The following is a 16,914-nucleotide window of genomic DNA, read 5'->3' as shown; positions in this document are numbered from 1 at the left end:
GGCCCGAGCCGTCCCATCGGCCCGTCGATCTGGCGACCGACGAACTGTGGAGTACAGGTCGAAGGTAGACGGCCCCGTGCCGACCCGCCAGCAGGTCGTGCCCGGCGGCGAGTCGTGTCGCTCGGGCGCCGCCAGGACACTCGTCGAGACCGTTTTGCGCGGAACGCCCCCGATCTGTATGCTTGCTCCTCGGTTGCCTGTGGTTCCTCGTGGATCACTCGGCCCCATCGTTTAGTGGCCTAGGACACCGCCCTTTCACGGCGGCAGCACGGGTTCGAATCCCGTTGGGGTCACGGCTCGACCGAGAAGCTCCGGTTTCTCCTTCGGACCAGGTCCGGGTAGTGTCTTTCAAGGCAGTGTCTCTGACACGACGTATCATCAGCACGAAGCAACACCAGCAACACCAGTTTGGCCCTGTAGCGCAGTTGGTTAGCGCGCCGCCCTGTCACGGCGGAGGTCGCCGGTTCAAGTCCGGTCAGGGTCGCCAAGGCGAGTCACTCGTCTGGAGGGCACGTTCCTCCCCGGGGTCAGCTCCACGAGTTGGTCCCCACGGCTGGGTAGCTCAGTTGGTAGAGCGTTCGACTGAAAATCGAAAGGTCCGCGGATCGACGCCGCGTCCAGCCACATCCTGAAGCCCCCGGTGAAGCCGGGGGCTTCTTGCGTGGACGCGCGTGCGGCGCCGCGGTCGTCGACAGCGTCCACACCGCCGTGGCCCAGCCGTCGAGACCGCCGGGGCGATACGCTTCACACAGCCGCCCGACAGCACGCACTCCTCCGCCGCACCGACTGACAATCGAAAGGTCCACGGATCGATGTCGCGTCCAGCCACACTCGACGGCCCGACCTCGGCAGGGGCCGCGTGAGCATCGGCCACGACCCGGCCGTCGTCCCCTCCCGCAGCCGCTGGCTCGACCCGCTGCTGGCCGGCGTCGCCGCGCTGGTCGTCGGGCTCGCCGCCGCCTGGGTCCCCTCCTACTGGAGCGACGAGGCCACCACCCTGCAGGCCGCGCGCCTCCCCCTGCCCGACCTGCTCGCGTTCCTCGACCAGCGCGACCTCGTGCACGGCGCCTACTACGTCTTCATGCACTTCTGGACGGGCCTTCTCGGCGAGAGCACGCTCGTCACCCGGCTGCCGAGCTCGGTCGCGGTCGGCGTCGTCGCGGCCGGCGTGCTCGTCCTCACGCGGATGCTCACCGACCGCCGCACGGCGCTGCTCGCCGCGGGCATCTCCGCGGTCCTGCCCCGCCTCACGCTCGAGGCGACCGAGGCACGCCCGTACGCGCTGACCGCCGCCGTCGCCGTCTGGCTCACCGTCCTCGTGCTGGTCGCGTCGCGCCGGCACCAGCGGAGGTGGTGGATCGGCTACGGGGCCGCCCTCGCCGGCGCGATCGTCACGTTCGTCCCGATCGGGCTGATCGTCGTCGTGCACGGGGTGTTCCTCGTGCTGGCACCGGCCCAGCGCCGGCGTCGGGGAGCCCGCCACCGCCTCCTCGGCTGGTCGATCTCGACCGGGTCGGCCCTGCTCGTCTCGGCGCCCGTGATCGGCACCGTGCTGTCCGAGCGCACGAGGCTGCTCTCGGCCGACGATCCGTCGACCGGCTCCGACATCACCTGGTACAGCGTGCTCGTCGAGCCCTGGTTCGCCACGTCCGTGGCGTGGGCCGCGATCGCCGTCGTGCTGCTGATCCTGCTCGGCACGCGCCTCCGCGACCGATCGCGCACCCCCGGGAGCGTCGTGCTGCTCGGGGCGCTCTGGACGGCGCTCCCCGCTGGCCTCCTGCTCGTCCTCGGCGTGGTGCTGTCGCCCGTGTACCAGGCGCGGATCGTCACGTGGTCGTCGCCCGGCATGGCCCTGCTGCTCGCCGTCGCGATCACCGGGTTCCGTCGCCGGTGGATCAGCATCGCCCTCATCGCCCTGCTCGTCGTGGCCTCCGCCCCGACCTGGGTGGCCCAGCGCCTGCCGGCGGGCAAGGGCGGCGGCGCGGACCTCGCCCAGCTCTCGACGTACATCGAGAGCCAGGCACGACCCGGCGACGCGTTCCTGCTCGACGCCACCGGCACCGTCTCGACGAGGCCGCGACAGGCCCTCTACGCGTACCCCGACCGGTTCGACGAGCTGGACGACCTCGCGTTCGTCGGCAGCGGCATCTCCGAGGGGCTCTTCACGGACGCCACCCTCGACCTCGAGGACGCCGACGACGCCGTCGTGCTCCGCGAGCGGCTGGACGGCGTCGAGCGCCTCTGGATCGCCCGCCTCCAGACCGACGCCCTCGACGACGCCGACCGGCGCACGCTCGGCGGGCTCGGCTTCACCAACGCCCAGGAGCACCGCACCGAGCGCAGCGTCGTCTACCTCTTCGTGACGCCCACCGGCCGCGGCTGACGTGCCGGCGCCCGAAGGCGCCCGCTCAGCCCCGGCGCAGGTCGCCCAGCACCGAGCCGAGGGTCGACACGAGCTCGTCGACCTCCTCCTCGGTGATCACGATCGGCGGCGCGAGCCGGATGGTCGAGCCGTGCGTGTCCTTGGCGAGCACACCGCGGCGCATCAGCTCCTCGCAGACCTCGCGGCCGGTGCCGACGGCGGGGTCGATGTCGATCCCCATCCAGAGGCCGGCCCCGCGGACGGTCACGACCCCCGAGCCGACGAGGGCCTCGAGGCCGTCACGGAGGCGCGTGCCGAGTCGCGTCGCGCGCTCCTGCCACTCGCCGGTCGCGAGCATCCGCACCACCGCGAGGCCGACGGCGGCGGCGAGCGGGTTGCCGCCGAACGTGGACCCGTGCTCGCCCGGCCTCAGCACCCCGAGCACGTCGCGGTCGCCGACCACGGCGCTGACGGGGACGATGCCGCCGCCGAGGGCCTTGCCCAGCAGGTACAGGTCGGGCACGACGTCGACGAGGTCGCAGCTGACGGTGGCGCCGGTGCGCCCGAGTCCCGACTGGATCTCGTCGGCGATGAACAGCACGTTCCGCTCGCGGGTGATGCGGCGCACCTCGGGCAGGTAGGACTCCGGCGGCACGACCACGCCGGCCTCGCCCTGGATCGGCTCGATCAGCACGGCGACGGTGTCGTCGTCGATCGCGGCCTCGAGCGCGGCGGGGTCGCCGTAGGGCACCGTCACGAATCCGGGGGTGTACGGACCGAAGTCGGCCCGCGCCTCCTCGTCGTCGGAGAAGCTGATGATGGTCGTCGTGCGCCCGTGGAAGTTGCCCGCCGCGACCACGATCTTCGCGGCGCCGGGCCGCACGCCCTTGACGCGGTAGCCCCAGGCACGCGCGACCTTGATGCCCGACTCGACCGCCTCGGCGCCCGTGTTCATCGGCAGGACCATCTGCTTGCCGAGCAGGGCGGCGAGCTCGGCGGCGAACGGGCCTAGCTGGTCGTTGTGGAACGCCCGGCTCGTCAGGGTGACTCGGTCGAGCTGCTCCCGGGCCGCCGCGACGAGCGTCGGGTGGCCGTGTCCGAAGTTGACGGCCGAGTAGGCCGCCAGGCAGTCGAGGTACCGGCGCCCCTCGACGTCGGTGACCCAGGCGCCCTCGGCCGTCGACACCACGACGGGCAGAGGGTGGTAGTTGTGCGCCAGCGAGGCGTCCTCGACCGCGATCGCGGCGGTGGTGGCGGCGGCCGTGCCCGAGGCCGAGGAGGCGGTGGCGGTGGCCGAGGAGGTGCGGGTCGTGTCGGTCGTCATCGTCGCAGCTCCAGGGTGCAGCACTTCACGCCGCCCCCGCCGAGCAGCAGCTCGGACAGGTCGACGCCGATCGGGTTGTAGCCGCGCTCGCGCAGCTGGCGCTCGAAGCCGGTGGCGGCCGCGGCGATCACGACGTTGTAGCCGTCGCTGTACGAGTTGAGCCCGAGGATCGAGGCGTCTTCCTGGCTCACGAGCACGGCGTCGGGGAACCGCTCGCGCAGCACGGCGAGCGACGGCTCGTCGAAGGCGCTCTCGAGGTAGGCGATGTTGTGCACGCCGTCCACGGGCTCCGGGTCGAGCACCGCGATCGCCGTGTCCAGGTGGTAGAAGCTCGGGTCGACCAGGGTGAGGCCTACGACCTCCCGGCCGAAGACCCCGGCGACCTCGGCGTGCGAGTCGGACGCGCTGCGGAAGCCGGTCCCGGCGAGCACGACGTCGCCGACGAGGAGGAAGTCGCCCTCGCCCTCGTTGACCTCCTCGGGCACGACCACGTCGAAGCCGGCGTCGGCGAACCAGTCCATGTAGGCGGGGCCCTCGGGCTGGCGCTCGGGGTAGGTGAAGCTGGCGCCGTACGCCTTGCCGTCGAGCACGAAGCCGCCGTTGGCCGAGTAGACCATGTCGGGCAGGCCGGGCAGCGGGTCGATCAGCTGCACGTCGAAGCCGAGCCCGAGGTAGGTCTCGTAGAGTGTCTGCCACTGCGCGACGGCGCGCGAGGTGTCGGTCGGCACCTGCGGGTCCATCCAGGGGTTGATGCGGTAGCTGACCGTGAAGTGCTCGGGCCGGCACATCAGCACGCTGCGGTGCGACGCACGTCTGGTCGGCGGCTGCGGGGCTTCGGGAGAAGGCTGGACGGTCTCGGCGGCGATGCTCACGGAGTTCAGTGTCACACCTACAACGCGCATATTGGGTGCGCTCGACGCAATGATCTTGCGCAACGCAGACCTTTTGCGCAAGAAAATAGCGTAGGCTGCCCGATGTGGACAACCTCGACTACGGCATCATCGATCTGCTGCGGCAGAACGCCCGCGCGGGCTACGGCGACATCGGGTCGTCGGTGGGCCTCAGCGCCTCGGCCGTCAAGCGCCGTGTCGACCGTCTGGTCGCCGACGGCGTCATCAAGGGCTTCACCGTCCAGGTCGACCCTGCCGTCGAGGGGCTGGGCACCGAGGCGTTCGTCGAGCTCTTCTGCCGGGGCACGGTCTCGCCGGCCGAGCTGCAGCGCATCCTCAGCACGGTGCCCGAGGTCGTCGACGCCGGCACCGTCACGGGCAGCGCCGACGCCATCGTGCACATGCGCAGCCGGGACATCCCGTCGCTCGAGGAGGCGCTCGAGCGCGTGCGCAACGCCCCGAACGTCGACCACACCCGCAGCGCCATCGTGCTGTCGAAGCTGATCAGCCGCCGCACGCCCTGAGTCGCGGCACCGGATCGCGGGCCGCTCCGCACATGCCGACCGCAGGCTCGCCGATGGTGCGAGAACCAGGTATCAGGAGCGCCGGGCGGCCTCACAGGTCGGCATATGCGGGGGGCGGGCACGAGCAGGGCAGAGCGAGAGGGATCGAAAATCTGAGAGCCGGCCGACGGGGCAGTCCGCCCTCGACGGCGCGGATCACTCTCAAATCACGGAGGGGTGCGCAGGGGACGGGACGCGAGAGGGCCGCTCAGGCCCGCAGACCGCTCAGGCCCGCAGACCGCTCGGGCCCGCGACTCGGCAGCCCCCCTCGAGAACAGCCCGGACGTGCGGCTGGCTCAGATCCGCAGGTCGCGCAGCTCGGCGTCGACGAGCCCCGAACGGTGGGTCGTGACCGTCACGCTCTGCTCGCGCACGAACGTCAGCAGCTCGACCCGGCCCTCGTCGGTCACGTCGCCGCCGTGCACCACCACGTCGACGCTGCCGCCGACCGCGCGGGCCAGGGCCCGCGGGTCGCCGCCGATGAGCCGGACGTGCAGGTCTCGGTACTCGGCGACCGCGTCGCCGTCGGGCTCGGGGGCCTCGGTGTCGCCGTCGGCGTCGGCCTCCGTGACCGCCGCCGGGTCGCGCGACCCCGTCGCGCGGGCCAGCAGGCTGAGGTCGTCCAGTTCGTGGCCGGCCTCGCGGGCCTGCAGCAGACCGGCGGAGGCGCGGGCCAGGAACGCCTGGTCGCTCTCGACGACCACGGCGCCGACCGGCATCGGCGACGCCGGCGAGTGCAGCAGCTGGACGAGCGACGCCGGGACGGGAACCGCCGAGCTGACCGTGATCGGGGCGCGCACGCGGGCGGCGGCCACGAGGAGCCGCACGAGGTCGGAGAGGTCGGCGTCGGACGAGAGGCGGAGGAGGACGGGCCGTGGCCGATAGCGCAGGACGTTGCGCTCGACGCCCAGGGCGGAGGCGTCGTGTGCCACGCCGACGTGGGCCTGCCAGGCGCGCTCGTCGCCGACCGCGCCCGTCCGGACCCGGTCGAACTGCTCGAACGAGAGGGACGACCTGGCTGCCTCGATCACGGGCACGACCACGTCGGGAACGCCGGTGAGGCGCAGCGACGGGTGGGGGTCGCGCGACAGCCGCCGCCACGATCCCTGGGCGAGCAGGCCGTCGGGACCCCCCGCCGCGACGGCGGGCCCCACGACGGAGCGCCCCCACGCGGCAGCCGGCCGACGACGGACGACCATCGGCGACGTGGGTCGTCCGACCACGAGCGTGCCTGCCCGGACGCGGCGCAGCCACGTGTCGACCTCGTCGACGTCGAGGCTGTGCAGGGCGGCCGAGCCACCCGCGCTGAGCTTCTCTTGCAGGTCGATCGCCGTGTCGAGGTCGGCCACCTCGACCAGGCAGAGCACGGGAGCCGCCGCGGCAGCCGTCCGCGCTGCGGCCTCGGGGGTGACGCCCCTCTTGACGCCCGGCGACCAGAGGCCCCCGTCGTCGTCGAGCTGCCGGGGCTCGACGAGCCAGCTCTCGCCCGGGGCCAGGACGGTGAGGGCCTCGAGGACGGCACCCTCGGCCGGGTCGATCAGCGGGCCGACCTGCGTCGTCGCCTCGTCCGGCCAGCCGGTGCGCAGGCTCGCCGCCGCGTCGACGAGCTGACGACGGAGGCGCTCGCCCTGGGCAGCCGAGCCGACGAGCACGGCCGTCCGCGAGGCCGACGGGGCCTGGCCGGCGAAGCGGAAGGCACCCGCGACCAGGTCGGCCGCGGCGAGGTCGGCGTCCGCGCTCGGGGTCACGACGGCGACGGCGGCGACGGGCACGTCGGCGACGAGGTCGAGCTCCGGCCGCCACGACCGCAGCTGCCGGGCCTGCGCGAGCGAGCCCGTCAGCCGCACCCGGTCGACGGCAGGGTGCCCCACGAGTCGGCGGCCGGCCTCGGAGTCGAGCTCGAGGTCGGCCAGGACGAGCAGCGCGCGCGGCACCCCCGCGCCCCACAGCACCTCGGCCAGGACGGCCGCGGTGCGGCGCGACTCACGCGCCGGGCAGAGCAGGACGGCGCTGCCCGCGGCGAGCGCGGCGAGCACGGGCTCTGCCGCCGACACGAGGGGGGCGCGCCAGGACGGCACGACGACCGTCAGCCGAGGAGGCGCGTGCCGGGCGCCGAGGACGCTCACCTCGCCGCGGGCGAGGCCGGCGTGGTGCCGCGCCGAGTCGACCGTCGCGCTGACCTGGGGATCGGCGCCGTCGAGCACGGAGCCGGTCTCGCTGACGAGCACCTCGACCAGGGCGGCTCGCTGACGCGCGACGCCGTCCGCGGCGAGCTCGAGCAGCTCGGCGCGCGTCGCGGGCGCCTCCCTGCCCCACGCTGCACCGGCCTGGGCGGCGTCGGTCACGAGCTCGTCGACGAGCGCGGCGCCGTCGTCGCCGTCGACCTGCGCGGCCTCGATCGTGTCGAGCCCGGCGTCCGAGCGTCGCGAGGCCGCGAGCACGCGTCGGGCCCACGCGCGGTTGCCCTCGAGCCCGGGATCGGTGTCGGGCTCGTTGCGGAACGAGGACGAGCCGTCGAGGTCGAGGTCGGCGACGGCCAGGTGGGGCCGCGAGCGGTCCTGACGGCGAACCGGCGGCGGCACGTCGTCGTCGCCGGCCGCCTCGGCATCGGCGACCGCCTCGCGGTAGCGGGCCGCCTCCTGGTCGAACGCGGCTCCCTCAGGCGCGAGGTCGGCAGCGGCGGCGAGGGGAGAACCCGGCGCGGCGACCTCCGCGAGACGCCGGACGACGTGGTCGGCGGCGGCCTCGAGGTCGCCCTGCTGCACGATCGGGGCCCGCACCACGAGGTCGCCGACCTCGGCCCGCACCGCCCGGAGGAGCCCCCTCGACGTGCCGAGGGGCATCTCGACGGTGAGGTGCTGGGTCACCTCTCGCCGCTTCGCGAGGGTCCACGCGTGGGCGACGACGAACGGATCGGCAGTGACGAGCCCGAGGTGGGCGAACTCGGCCGACACGGGGCGGAGGGCGTGGTCGAGCACCCGGAGCAGCGCCGCGTGCGCCTCGGCCGTGGACGTATGGGTCGCGACCGGCCAGTCGTGCAGCGCGGCGTCGACGGCCTCGAGCGCGACGCCGCCCACGGTCAGCCGGACGCGGATCGGGGCACCGCCGCGGGCGACGCGTCCGCGCGCCCAGTCGGTCAGCAGCTGCAGGGACGCCAGGGCGTCGGGCACGTGGGCCTGGATCTCGATGCCGGCCTCGAGGTCGGCGAGCTGTGGCTGGTCGAGCAGCTGGGTGAAGACGTCGATGGCGAGATCGAGGTGACGGTGCTCGTCGACCTCGAGGTCGATCGTCTTCGGGGGGTCGGAGGCGAGCGCGAGCTCGTAGAGGGGCGTGAGCGCCTCGACCGCGGCGGCGGCCCGCTCGTCGGCGCCCCAGGCCGCGCCCGTGCCGACGACGGAGGCCACGGGCACGGACACATGGTGGACGTCGTCGCGCTCGAGCAGCGCGCGCGTGGCGTCGACCCTGCGGCGGGCCGCCGCCTCGCCGAGCACGGGCTCGCCGAGCGGGACGAGGTCGAGGCGGGCGCCGTCGGCTGCGGCCGCGAGGGCCGGGCCGAGCTTGTCGGGGGCCGCCTCGACGACGAGGTGCTGGACGAGTCGTCGCAGGGCCCTGCGCGCGACGGGCACGACCGTGCGCGGCGCCAACGGGCCGAAGCCGCCGCCCGCCGCGACCGCGGCCTTGAGCTGCCACGGCAGCGAGGCGGGCATGTCCCGGCTCAGGCGGTCGAGCTGGCGCGCGGCCACCGCCGGGTCCTCCGGACGCACGACGCGATCGGCGAAGGCGACAGCGAAGGCGAGACCGTCAGGGTCGCGGAGCAACGCCGCGAAGCGCTCGGCGGCGGCGTCGGCGGGGACCGAGGACGCGACGACCAGCCACCGTCGCACCGTGTCGACGACCTGGGAGGTGAGATCGGCGGCGCGCACATCGGACATGGGTCGAGGATAGGCCGGACCCCCGTCCCTACACTGGGCGAATGGCCGAGCGACTCTCCGACGACGAGTGGGCCGCCTGGGACGCCTTCTACTCGATGCGCCGGCGGCTCGACCGTGCCCTCGAGCTCAGGCTGCACGACGACTCGGGCGTCTCGGCCCCCGAGTACGAGATCCTAGTGGGCCTCGGCCGCAGCGACGACCGCAGGCTCCGGGTGCGCGACATCGCCGAGCAGATCGGCTGGGAGAAGAGCAGGGTCAGCCACCAGGTCACGCGCATGGAGAAGCGCGGCCTGGTGCGCCGCACCGACTGTGCTTCGGACGCCCGGGGCACCTGGGTCGAGCTCACGGCTGACGGCCGCAGGGCCATGCTCTCGGCGACCCGGGGCCACACGGCCGCGATCCGCCGCTACTTCGTCGCGGCGCTGCACGACGACGCCTCGACCCTCGAGTCGTTCTCCCGGCGCGTGCTCGAGGCCATCGGCGACGACGCCTCGCCCGACAAGGCCGCCTCGCCCGACCAGGCCGGGTCGCCGGACGACCGCGACGTGGTGGCCCGCGCCTCCTAGGCTCGGCCTCGCGCCACGGGCGCGGCTCAGTGCCGGCGGTGGTCCTGGATGGTCATCCGAGGGCCGAACCTCGGCTTCGCGAACCCGCTCGCCGAGATGAGCCGGACGACCCGCTCGCGGTGTCCGCGCCACGGCTCGAGCAGCTCCAGCATGCCGTCGTCGTCGACGGGCCGGCCGATGAGGGCCCACCCCACGAGGGCAGGCAGGTGGTAGTCGCCGACGCTCGGCGAGTCGGCGTCGCCCAGTGCGCGCTGCGTCGTCTCGGCCGACGTCCACACGCCCACCCCCGGGACCGAGCGCAGCCGGGCCTCGGCCTCCGGCCCGCCCCGGCCCAGCCCCACCACGCGCTCCAACGAGGAGGCGACGGCACAGACGCGCATGACGGTCGCGGACCGCTGCGGCCCGACCCCCGCCCGGTGCCACTCCCAGCTCGGCACGCGGCGCCACGTCTCGGCCGAGGGGGGAACGACCATCCCCGCGGGGGCCGGTCCGGGTGCCGGGTCGCCGTGGGCCCGCACGAGCTGTCGCCAGGCCCGCCACGCCTCCGTGCTCGTCACTTTCTGCTCGAGCACGGCGGGCACGAGCACCTGCACCACCTGGCGCGTGCGGGTGAGACGCAGTCCCCGCGACCGGTGCAGCGCGTCACGCAGGAACGTGTTGCCCGACACGTCGAGCTCGCTCCAGTCGTCGCCGTGGCCCAGCAACTCGGGCACGCCCTCGATCAGCCACCCTGCCCCGGGCCCCCAGGCAGAGGCCTGCACCCCGGAGCGTCCGCCGACGAGGCAGAGGGTGCCGGCACCGGCAGGCGTGCGGACGGCGAGCCAGATCCGGTCGCCCTCGGCCCGCCAGGCCGGGTCGCCGGCCCCGCGCGCGAGCGTCCGCAGCGTCGCGCGGACGTCGACGGGCTCGTCCGGCCGGTACACGGTCTCGACCGGGCGGAGCAGGGCAGCGTCGGCGGACGCCTCGGGGATCACCCGCAGATCTTAACCCTGACCATCGTCATCCCTGGCGAGCGTGTTCGTATGATATTTTGTGTACCTCACATTGGAGGAGCCATGCCCGTGCCGGTCTTTCCTGCCCGCCATCCTCGTCGACTGCTCCGCGACCTCACGTTCGAGACCATCCGCGACGCCATCGTCGACGGCACGCTGACCCCCGGCGAGCGCCTCTTCGAGGACGACCTCGCCACCTGGCTCGGAGTGTCGAAGACACCCGTCAAAGAAGCCCTGGCCCGTCTCTCGTCACACGACCTCGTGAAGATCGAGGCGAACCGCTACACCCGCGTGGCGACGGCCGACGATCTCGACCTGCTCGACACGCTCGAGCTGATCGGCGTCCTGCACGCCGAGGCCGTCCGGTCACTCGCGCGGAGCGGCTCGGCGAGCGCAGAGGCCCTCGCCGAGCGAACCCTGGCCGTGCTCGACGAGGGCCCCACCTGCCTCGGCCTCGTGCAGGCCACCGCGGGGTTCCTCGAACTGGCCCGCAACCCTCTCGTGCGCCGGGCTGCCGAGCCGCTCGACATCCGGGCTGCGTTCCTCTGCCGCCACCTCTCGATCGACTGGACGCGTCCGGCCCTCGTCGGGCTGCTCGCCGATCTGCGCACGGCCCTCGACGACCGTGACTGGCCCCGAACGGCCGACGCACTCGTCCGCCTGTTTCGTCGAGCGTCGCTGCGTGACGCCATCGAGGTCGTCCCGTCCGCGGCGTCACGGACTCCCGACCTGTGGATCGAGACCCGCGCACGGTCCTGACGGGCACCTGCCGGTCGACGGTCGCGGCGCCGCGAGACCGACGCCCGCGGGACCGGCACACACACGACCGGCACACCCGGGACCGGCACTCACGAGACCGCCACCGGGCGGGCGTCACCGCCCCGTCGCGGCGACCCGATGCAGCAACTGCCCGACCGCGTCACCCCACGCCCCGCCGTCCCGAGCAGCGAGGGCGCGCCCGGCAGAGGCGTCGAAGTCGTCCCACGCGGAGAGATCGACGACGCACCGTCGCGACCGCAGTTCGTGAGCGAGGCGCAGCTCCGCCTCGGCGAACGACGCGGCCAGCACCCCGACGGGCGCGAGCGCGGCCACGCCGCCCACGGCGACGGCGACGCACCGCAGCACCTCGATCGACGCGGGGCCCGCTGCGCCGCGCCGCACCACGGGCCGCGCGGATCTCAGACCGGCAGCGACGACGTCCACCGCCGGGTCGTCGAGCCGCGGGAAGGCGATGACGGCCGCGGCGCGGTGCAGCGCGGCCACCACCGACGCACTGCCGCCGAGCGTCGAGCAGTCCGGATCTCGCACGCGAGTCCAGCGGTTCGCGGCGAGGTCGACCAGTCCGGCGCTCCGAAGACGGTCGAGCGCATTGCGGATCGGCGTCCGGGAGACCCCGAGCCACCGCACCAGCTCGTCGTCGCGCAGACGCTCGCCCGGCTCGAGGACGCCCTCCAGCACCGCGTCGCGCAGCGCACGGAAGACGTCGTCGCTGAGCAGCCGTCGCTGGCGGAGGTGGCCCCGGTCACCGGTCACCGCCTCGTCGACCACCACCCCCCGGTCGACCACCACAGCCCGGTCGACCATCACGGCCTCGTGGGCGAGCACGGCCACGTCGGCGGGCACGGCCTCGTCGGCGAGCACGGCCTCGTCGGCGAGCACCGTCTCGTCGACCAACACGGCCCCGGTCACGATCGCCACCACGGGTCGCTCGCCGGCGTGGGGCCGGAGCAGCGGCTGGCCGTACGCCGGGCCAGCTCGTCGACGGCGCCGCGAAGTCGCAGCGCGTCGCCCGCCGCGACCGCCGCGTCTGCTTCGTCGAGGACGGCCCCCACCAGGTCGGCGTCGAGGTGACGACCGAGCAGGGCGGCCTGGTGGCGCAGGCGCGACTCGAGACCGTCGAGGGCGCCCCGCACGACGTCGGGAACGTCGCCGCCCCGGAGGAGGGCGACGCACGCGAAGACCTGGTCGACGAGGGCACGACACCGGTCAGCGTCAGGGGCCGGGTCGGCGCGGTACGCGTCGAGGGGCGCCGCGCACCGAGCGAGGGCCCTGCGCACCCCGCCCGCCGCCTCGGGCGCGAGCGCGCCCTGCCCCTCGACGACGAGGTCGCGCCACAGCGCGCAGAGCGCGACGACGAGGGCAGGCACCACGTCGGGGCGGGCGACGGCGACCCTCGTCCAGCACTGCGGCACGGCCTCGACGAGGCCGATGTGCTCGAGCCGCACCAGGGCCGCCCTGATCGGCGTGCGCGAGACGCCCAGCCACGATTCGAGGTCGGAGTCGCGCAGACGGCTGCCCTCGGGCAGGACACCGGCGACGATCGCGGCGAGCAGCGTCTCGTGCACGTCGTCCTTGTGCAGGCGACGAGCGATGACGGTCTGGCGGTCGTGCGGAACGGGCACAGCGCCTCCTCGTGTGTGATGTACCAGATGTCGACGTTAGTGCATAGATGCACTGCGGGGAAGGGCGTCGTCTACGCTCGTCCGGTGCCCGTGTCGAAGATCGTCCTGTTCTACGCGTTCGCGCCGTTGGCCGATCCCGACGCTCTGCGCCTCTGGCAGCGCGACCTCGCCGAGTCGCTGGGGCTGAGGGGTCGCGTGCTGCTCTCGCCGCACGGGGTCAACGGGACCCTCGGCGGGGACGTCGAGCAGCTGCGGCGCTGGGTGCGCAAGACGAAGGACTACCGGGCCTTCAGCGACCTCGACGTGAAGTGGAGCGACGGCGGGGCCGACGACTTCCCGCGGCTCTCGGTCAAGGTGCGCGACGAGATCGTGACCTTCGGCGCGGTCGACGAGCTCGAGGTCGACGAGTCGGGCGTCGTCGGAGGGGGCGCCCGGCTCTCGCCCGACGAGCTGCACGAGCTCGTGGCGCGCGAGGACGTCGTGTTCCTCGACGGCCGCAACGAGTTCGAGGCGCGCATCGGCCGGTGCCGCGACGCGGTGGTGCCCGACGTGTCGACGACCCGCGAGTTCGTCGCCGAGCTCGACAGCGGGCGGTGGGACCACCTCAAGGAACGGACGATCGTCACCTACTGCACGGGCGGCGTGCGCTGCGAGGTGCTCAGCTCGCTGATGGTGTCCCGGGGGTTCGGACGGGTGCACCAGCTCGACGGCGGGGTCGCCCGCTACGGCGAGCGCTTCGGCGACGACGGCCTGTGGGAGGGCTCGCTCTACGTCTTCGACCGTCGCGGCTCGGTCAGGTTCAGCGACCACGCCGCCGTCGTCGGGCGCTGCGCGACCTGCGGCGAGGGGACCAGCCGCATGCAGAACTGCTCCGACCTCCAGTGCCGCGAGCAGCTGGTCGTGTGCGCCTCGTGCGCGGACCGCGACGTCGTCCTCTGCGACGCGCACCGCGCCTCCGGCGACCGGCCCCCTCTCCGCACCTCCGGCGTACCGTCACCTGCATGACTGAGACCAACGACATCTCCCGCGTCGCCGAGGTGCTCGACGCCGGGCGCATCGGCATCCTGACCACCCGCAGCGGCCACGGACGCCTCGTGAGCCGGCCCCTCGCCATCGTCGACCGCGACTTCGACGGCAAGGTGTACTTCTTCACCCGCGACCCCTCCCCCAAGGTCGACGACATCAAGGCCCACTCCCAGGTCAACGTCGCCGTCGAGACCGGCAAGGGCTGGCTCTCCCTCGCCGGCGACGCGTCGGTGACGAAGGACCCCGCGCTGATCGACGAGTTCTGGACGGCCGGTGCCGAGGCGTGGTTCGACGAGGGGCGCGACGACCCGACCGTCGCCCTGATCGAGGTCGACGTCGACACCGCCGAGTACTGGGTCAGCAACGAGCCGAAGGCCGTCACGCTGCTGAAGTACGCGAAGGCGGCGCTGACCGGGGGCCACCCGAGGAACGTCGCCGACACGGGCACCGTGCAGCTCTAGGCCGCGGCCCGCTGGGGACTGCTGCGGACTGCTGCGGACTGCTGCACCCGACGGGCGCATCGTCACCGACAGGTGACCGTGCGCCCGTCCGCGTCGGCGTAGTCGCCCGGCCCGAGCTGGGCGCAGGTCGACGAGAGCCGTGCCGCGTAGTCGAGCGCGGAGATGCCCCCGACGAGGCTCGCGACGATCACCACGCCCGAGACGACCATGCCCACGAGGGCCAGGGTCGGAGTCCGGCCTGCCCGTCGTGACCTCCTCGCCGAGACGATCCCGAACACGAGCCCGAGGGGCGCGGCGAAGACGCCGAAGACGACGGAGGCGATCGCGAGGCCGCGACCCGGGTCGTCGTCCCGACGGGGCTGGTCAGCCCAGAAGTCGTCGTCGTCGAACGACGTGAAGTACGAGCCCTGCCCCCCCGGGGCGTGCGGCGGAGGCGGAGACCAGGAGGCGCGGGTCGGCGCGCCGGACGGCTGCGGAGCCCAGAGGGTCGCCTCGTCGGACGAGGCCGGGGCCGACGGCGGGGGCCAGGCCGCCCCGGAGGCCGCAGCGGTCTCGCGGCTCGCCCGCGCCTCCTCGTTCAGGGGCGGGGGCGGCCCCACGACGGCCCGTCCGCGCTGCTCGCCCGGCACCGGCCGCGCGAACCGCGCCCACGGCGACGGGGGCCGCGGCGCGGGCTGATCGGTCATGCGTCGAGGGTAGTCCCCGCCTCCGTGGGCCATGATGGGACGCACCTCGGCCCGACTCCGGGCCCGACATGCGACGGAGCGACACGATGCGGATAGGGATCCTCACCAGCGGCGGCGACTGCCCCGGACTGAACGCGGTCATCCGGGGGGCGGTGCTCAAGGGCACGCAGATCCACGGCCAGGAGTTCGTCGGGTTCCGGGACGGCTGGCGGGGCGTCGTCGAAGGCGACGTGATGCCCCTCGCGCGCAAGGAGATCCAGGGCATCGCCAAGCAGGGCGGCACGATCCTCGGCACGAGCCGCACCAACCCCTTCGAGGGCGCGGGCGGGGTCGAGCGCATCACCGAGAACCTCGAGCGCTTCGGCATCGACGCCATCATGGCTATCGGAGGCGAGGGCACGCTCGCCGCCGCCAAGCGCCTGACCGACGCCGGCCTGAAGATCGTCGGAGTGCCCAAGACCGTCGACAACGACCTCGGCGCCACCGACTACACCTTCGGCTTCGACACGGCCGTGCAGATCGCGACCGACGCCATGGACCGCCTGCGCACCACCGGCGACTCGCACAGCCGCTGCATGGTGGCCGAGGTCATGGGCCGGCACGTCGGGTGGATCGCCCTCCACTCGGGCATGGCCGCCGGAGCGCACGCCATCCTCATCCCCGAGCAGGCGACGAGCATGGACCAGATCGTCGCGTGGGTGCAGTCGGCCTACGACCGCGGGCGTGCGCCGCTCGTCGTCGTCGCCGAGGGGTTCGTGCCCGACCACGAGAGCGACGCGCACTCCGAGCGCGGCCTCGACGCGTTCGGCCGCCCCCGCCTCGGCGGCATCGGGGAGGCGCTGGCCCCGATCATCGAGGAGCGCACCGGCATCGAGACGCGCGCGACCACCCTGGGCCACATCCAGCGCGGCGGCACCCCCACCTCCTACGACCGCGTGCTCGCGACCCGCCTCGGCATGGCGGCCAGCGACTCGGTGGTCGAGGGCCGCTGGGGGCGCATGGTCGCGCTGCGCGGCACGGACATCGTGCACGTCTCGTTCGAGGAGGCGCTGGACAGCCTCAAGACCGTGCCGCAGCACCGCTACGACGAGGCCGCCATCCTCTTCGGCTAGGGCGTCGGTCGTCCCTCCCCCACGGCCCGGCCCGGCCCCGCGCCCGCACTCCGTCGCGCAGGCGATGCACGGCGGCCCGGGACCTGACAGTCTCGACGCATGATCACGTTCATCGTCGTGGGGGCGGTCGGGCTCGTCGTCCTCCTCGCCAGCATCGTCGTCGGCGACCTGCTCGACCTGTTCGACGTCGGCGACGGCCTCGTCTCGGGCGTCGCGCTGGGCGCGGCCCTCTCGATCTTCGGGCTGGCCGGGGTCGTGACCACCCAGGCCGGTCTCGACACGGTGTGGACCTACGTGCTCGCCGTCGTGGTCGCCGCCGCCGCGCTCGTCCTCGTGCAGCTCTTCGTGCGACGGGTCACCCGGCGCGAGAGCGGGGGCCACTGGTCTCCCGTGGGCTTCACCGGCACCACGACCGAGGCGACCACGCCGGGCGGCGGCGAGGTGCGCCTCGACGACGTCCGCGAGCTCGAGCGGCGCCTCGCCTACAGCGAGGCCCCCATCGCCCGCGGCGTCCGCGTGCGGGTCGTCGCCGAGGCAGGACCCCGCGTGCAGGTCGAGCCCGTCGAGCCCGAGGCGCCCACGCTCCCCTGACCAGCAC

15 protein-coding genes and 3 tRNA genes are annotated in these 16,914 nt (G+C 73.8%); 11 read left to right on the top strand and 7 right to left on the bottom strand.

Going from position 1 to position 16,914, the window contains the following annotated elements; all coding sequences use genetic code 11:
* Nucleotides 1-220: 220 nt before the first annotated feature.
* The 4 genes from ES689_RS06845 (at nt 221) to ES689_RS06830 (ending at nt 2,383) form a co-directional block, all read left to right on the top strand.
* Nucleotides 221-293 (top strand) — tRNA-Glu (locus ES689_RS06845).
* A 117-nt stretch (nt 294-410) separates the two neighbouring features.
* A tRNA-Asp gene (locus ES689_RS06840) sits at nt 411-487 on the top strand.
* 64 nt (nt 488-551) lie between these two features.
* A tRNA-Phe gene (locus ES689_RS06835) sits at nt 552-624 on the top strand.
* A gap of 235 nt (nt 625-859) precedes the next feature.
* Nucleotides 860-2,383, top strand: a complete 1,524-nt coding sequence (locus tag ES689_RS06830) for a glycosyltransferase family 39 protein (RefSeq protein WP_146902244.1) — start codon at nt 860-862, stop codon at nt 2,381-2,383.
* Between the two features lie 25 nt (nt 2,384-2,408).
* On the opposite strand, the gene rocD is transcribed toward ES689_RS06830, so the two are convergent.
* Together rocD and ddaH are read right to left on the bottom strand one after the other, a co-directional pair.
* Complete coding sequence (gene rocD, locus ES689_RS06825) at nt 2,409-3,686, bottom strand: ornithine--oxo-acid transaminase (protein WP_146902241.1); 1,278 nt, start codon at nt 3,684-3,686, stop codon at nt 2,409-2,411.
* Nucleotides 3,683-4,474, bottom strand: a complete 792-nt coding sequence (gene ddaH, locus ES689_RS06820; RefSeq protein ID WP_223269509.1) for a dimethylargininase — start codon at nt 4,472-4,474, stop codon at nt 3,683-3,685. The genes rocD and ddaH overlap by 4 nt, the downstream gene beginning before the upstream one ends.
* Nucleotides 4,475-4,662: 188 nt before the next feature.
* On the opposite strand from ddaH, the gene ES689_RS06815 reads away from it, so the two are divergent.
* Complete coding sequence (locus ES689_RS06815) at nt 4,663-5,100, top strand: Lrp/AsnC family transcriptional regulator (RefSeq protein ID WP_146902234.1); 438 nt, start codon at nt 4,663-4,665, stop codon at nt 5,098-5,100.
* 335 nt (nt 5,101-5,435) lie between these two features.
* Here the strand turns inward: ES689_RS06815 and ES689_RS06810 are convergent, their stop codons facing one another.
* Nucleotides 5,436-9,071, bottom strand: coding sequence for a proline dehydrogenase family protein (locus ES689_RS06810; protein WP_146902231.1), 3,636 nt, complete (start codon nt 9,069-9,071; stop codon nt 5,436-5,438).
* Between the two features lie 41 nt (nt 9,072-9,112).
* Here ES689_RS06810 and ES689_RS06805 point away from each other — a divergent pair, with 41 nt between their 5' ends.
* Nucleotides 9,113-9,637 (top strand): MarR family winged helix-turn-helix transcriptional regulator, encoded by a 525-nt coding sequence (locus ES689_RS06805; protein WP_146902228.1) that lies wholly within the window; start codon nt 9,113-9,115, stop codon nt 9,635-9,637.
* 26 nt (nt 9,638-9,663) lie between these two features.
* On the opposite strand, the gene ES689_RS06800 is transcribed toward ES689_RS06805, so the two are convergent.
* Nucleotides 9,664-10,608, bottom strand: coding sequence for a DNA-3-methyladenine glycosylase (locus ES689_RS06800; RefSeq protein WP_146903543.1), 945 nt, complete (start codon nt 10,606-10,608; stop codon nt 9,664-9,666).
* A gap of 84 nt (nt 10,609-10,692) precedes the next feature.
* Between ES689_RS06800 and ES689_RS06795 the strand changes: the two genes are divergently transcribed.
* Entirely contained in the window at nt 10,693-11,388 is a 696-nt protein-coding gene (locus tag ES689_RS06795) for a GntR family transcriptional regulator (RefSeq protein WP_146902225.1), read from the top strand.
* A 114-nt stretch (nt 11,389-11,502) separates the two neighbouring features.
* Here ES689_RS06795 and ES689_RS06790 read toward each other — a convergent pair whose 3' ends face one another.
* Both ES689_RS06790 and ES689_RS06785 read right to left on the bottom strand, forming a co-directional pair.
* Complete coding sequence (locus tag ES689_RS06790) at nt 11,503-12,327, bottom strand: GntR family transcriptional regulator (protein ID WP_223269456.1); 825 nt, start codon at nt 12,325-12,327, stop codon at nt 11,503-11,505.
* Nucleotides 12,315-13,031 carry a GntR family transcriptional regulator gene (locus ES689_RS06785; RefSeq protein ID WP_191330268.1) on the bottom strand — a complete coding sequence of 239 codons (717 nt, stop codon included), beginning with the start codon at nt 13,029-13,031 and terminating at the stop codon, nt 12,315-12,317. The genes ES689_RS06790 and ES689_RS06785 overlap by 13 nt, the downstream gene beginning before the upstream one ends.
* 84 nt (nt 13,032-13,115) lie before the next feature.
* On the opposite strand from ES689_RS06785, the gene ES689_RS06780 reads away from it, so the two are divergent.
* Nucleotides 13,116-14,036 carry a rhodanese-related sulfurtransferase gene (locus ES689_RS06780; protein WP_146902219.1) on the top strand — a complete coding sequence of 307 codons (921 nt, stop codon included), beginning with the start codon at nt 13,116-13,118 and terminating at the stop codon, nt 14,034-14,036.
* On the top strand, nt 14,033-14,518 hold the full coding sequence (locus ES689_RS06775) for a pyridoxamine 5'-phosphate oxidase family protein (protein WP_146902216.1): 486 nt from the start codon (nt 14,033-14,035) through the stop codon (nt 14,516-14,518). Before ES689_RS06780 ends, ES689_RS06775 begins: the two co-directional genes overlap by 4 nt.
* A gap of 62 nt (nt 14,519-14,580) precedes the next feature.
* On the opposite strand, the gene ES689_RS06770 is transcribed toward ES689_RS06775, so the two are convergent.
* Entirely contained in the window at nt 14,581-15,204 is a 624-nt protein-coding gene (locus ES689_RS06770) for a hypothetical protein (RefSeq protein ID WP_146902213.1), read from the bottom strand.
* 86 nt (nt 15,205-15,290) lie between these two features.
* Between ES689_RS06770 and ES689_RS06765 the strand changes: the two genes are divergently transcribed.
* Together ES689_RS06765 and ES689_RS06760 are read left to right on the top strand one after the other, a co-directional pair.
* On the top strand, nt 15,291-16,316 hold the full coding sequence (locus tag ES689_RS06765) for a 6-phosphofructokinase (protein ID WP_146902210.1): 1,026 nt from the start codon (nt 15,291-15,293) through the stop codon (nt 16,314-16,316).
* 99 nt (nt 16,317-16,415) lie between these two features.
* Entirely contained in the window at nt 16,416-16,907 is a 492-nt protein-coding gene (locus ES689_RS06760) for an NfeD family protein (protein WP_146902207.1), read from the top strand.
* Nucleotides 16,908-16,914 lie beyond the last annotated feature (7 nt).

This window comes from Frigoribacterium sp. ACAM 257 (assembly GCF_007954365.1).
Lineage (GTDB): Bacteria > Actinomycetota > Actinomycetes > Actinomycetales > Microbacteriaceae > Frigoribacterium.
The sequence above is the reverse complement of the archived record's forward strand: the minus strand, read 5'-3'. Positions and strand labels throughout refer to the sequence as shown.

Coding starts and splice junctions, on each gene's coding strand:
- rocD (WP_146902241.1), bottom strand. CDS start 3,686: ATGACGACCGACACGACCCGCACCTCCTCGGCCACCGCCACCGCCTCC.
- ddaH (WP_223269509.1), bottom strand. CDS start 4,474: ATGTGCCGGCCCGAGCACTTCACGGTCAGCTACCGCATCAACCCCTGG.
- ES689_RS06810 (WP_146902231.1), bottom strand. CDS start 9,071: ATGTCCGATGTGCGCGCCGCCGATCTCACCTCCCAGGTCGTCGACACG.
- ES689_RS06805 (WP_146902228.1), top strand. CDS start 9,113: ATGGCCGAGCGACTCTCCGACGACGAGTGGGCCGCCTGGGACGCCTTC.
- ES689_RS06795 (WP_146902225.1), top strand. CDS start 10,693: ATGCCCGTGCCGGTCTTTCCTGCCCGCCATCCTCGTCGACTGCTCCGC.
- ES689_RS06775 (WP_146902216.1), top strand. CDS start 14,033: ATGACTGAGACCAACGACATCTCCCGCGTCGCCGAGGTGCTCGACGCC.
- ES689_RS06770 (WP_146902213.1), bottom strand. CDS start 15,204: ATGACCGATCAGCCCGCGCCGCGGCCCCCGTCGCCGTGGGCGCGGTTC.
- ES689_RS06765 (WP_146902210.1), top strand. CDS start 15,291: ATGCGGATAGGGATCCTCACCAGCGGCGGCGACTGCCCCGGACTGAAC.
- ES689_RS06760 (WP_146902207.1), top strand. CDS start 16,416: ATGATCACGTTCATCGTCGTGGGGGCGGTCGGGCTCGTCGTCCTCCTC.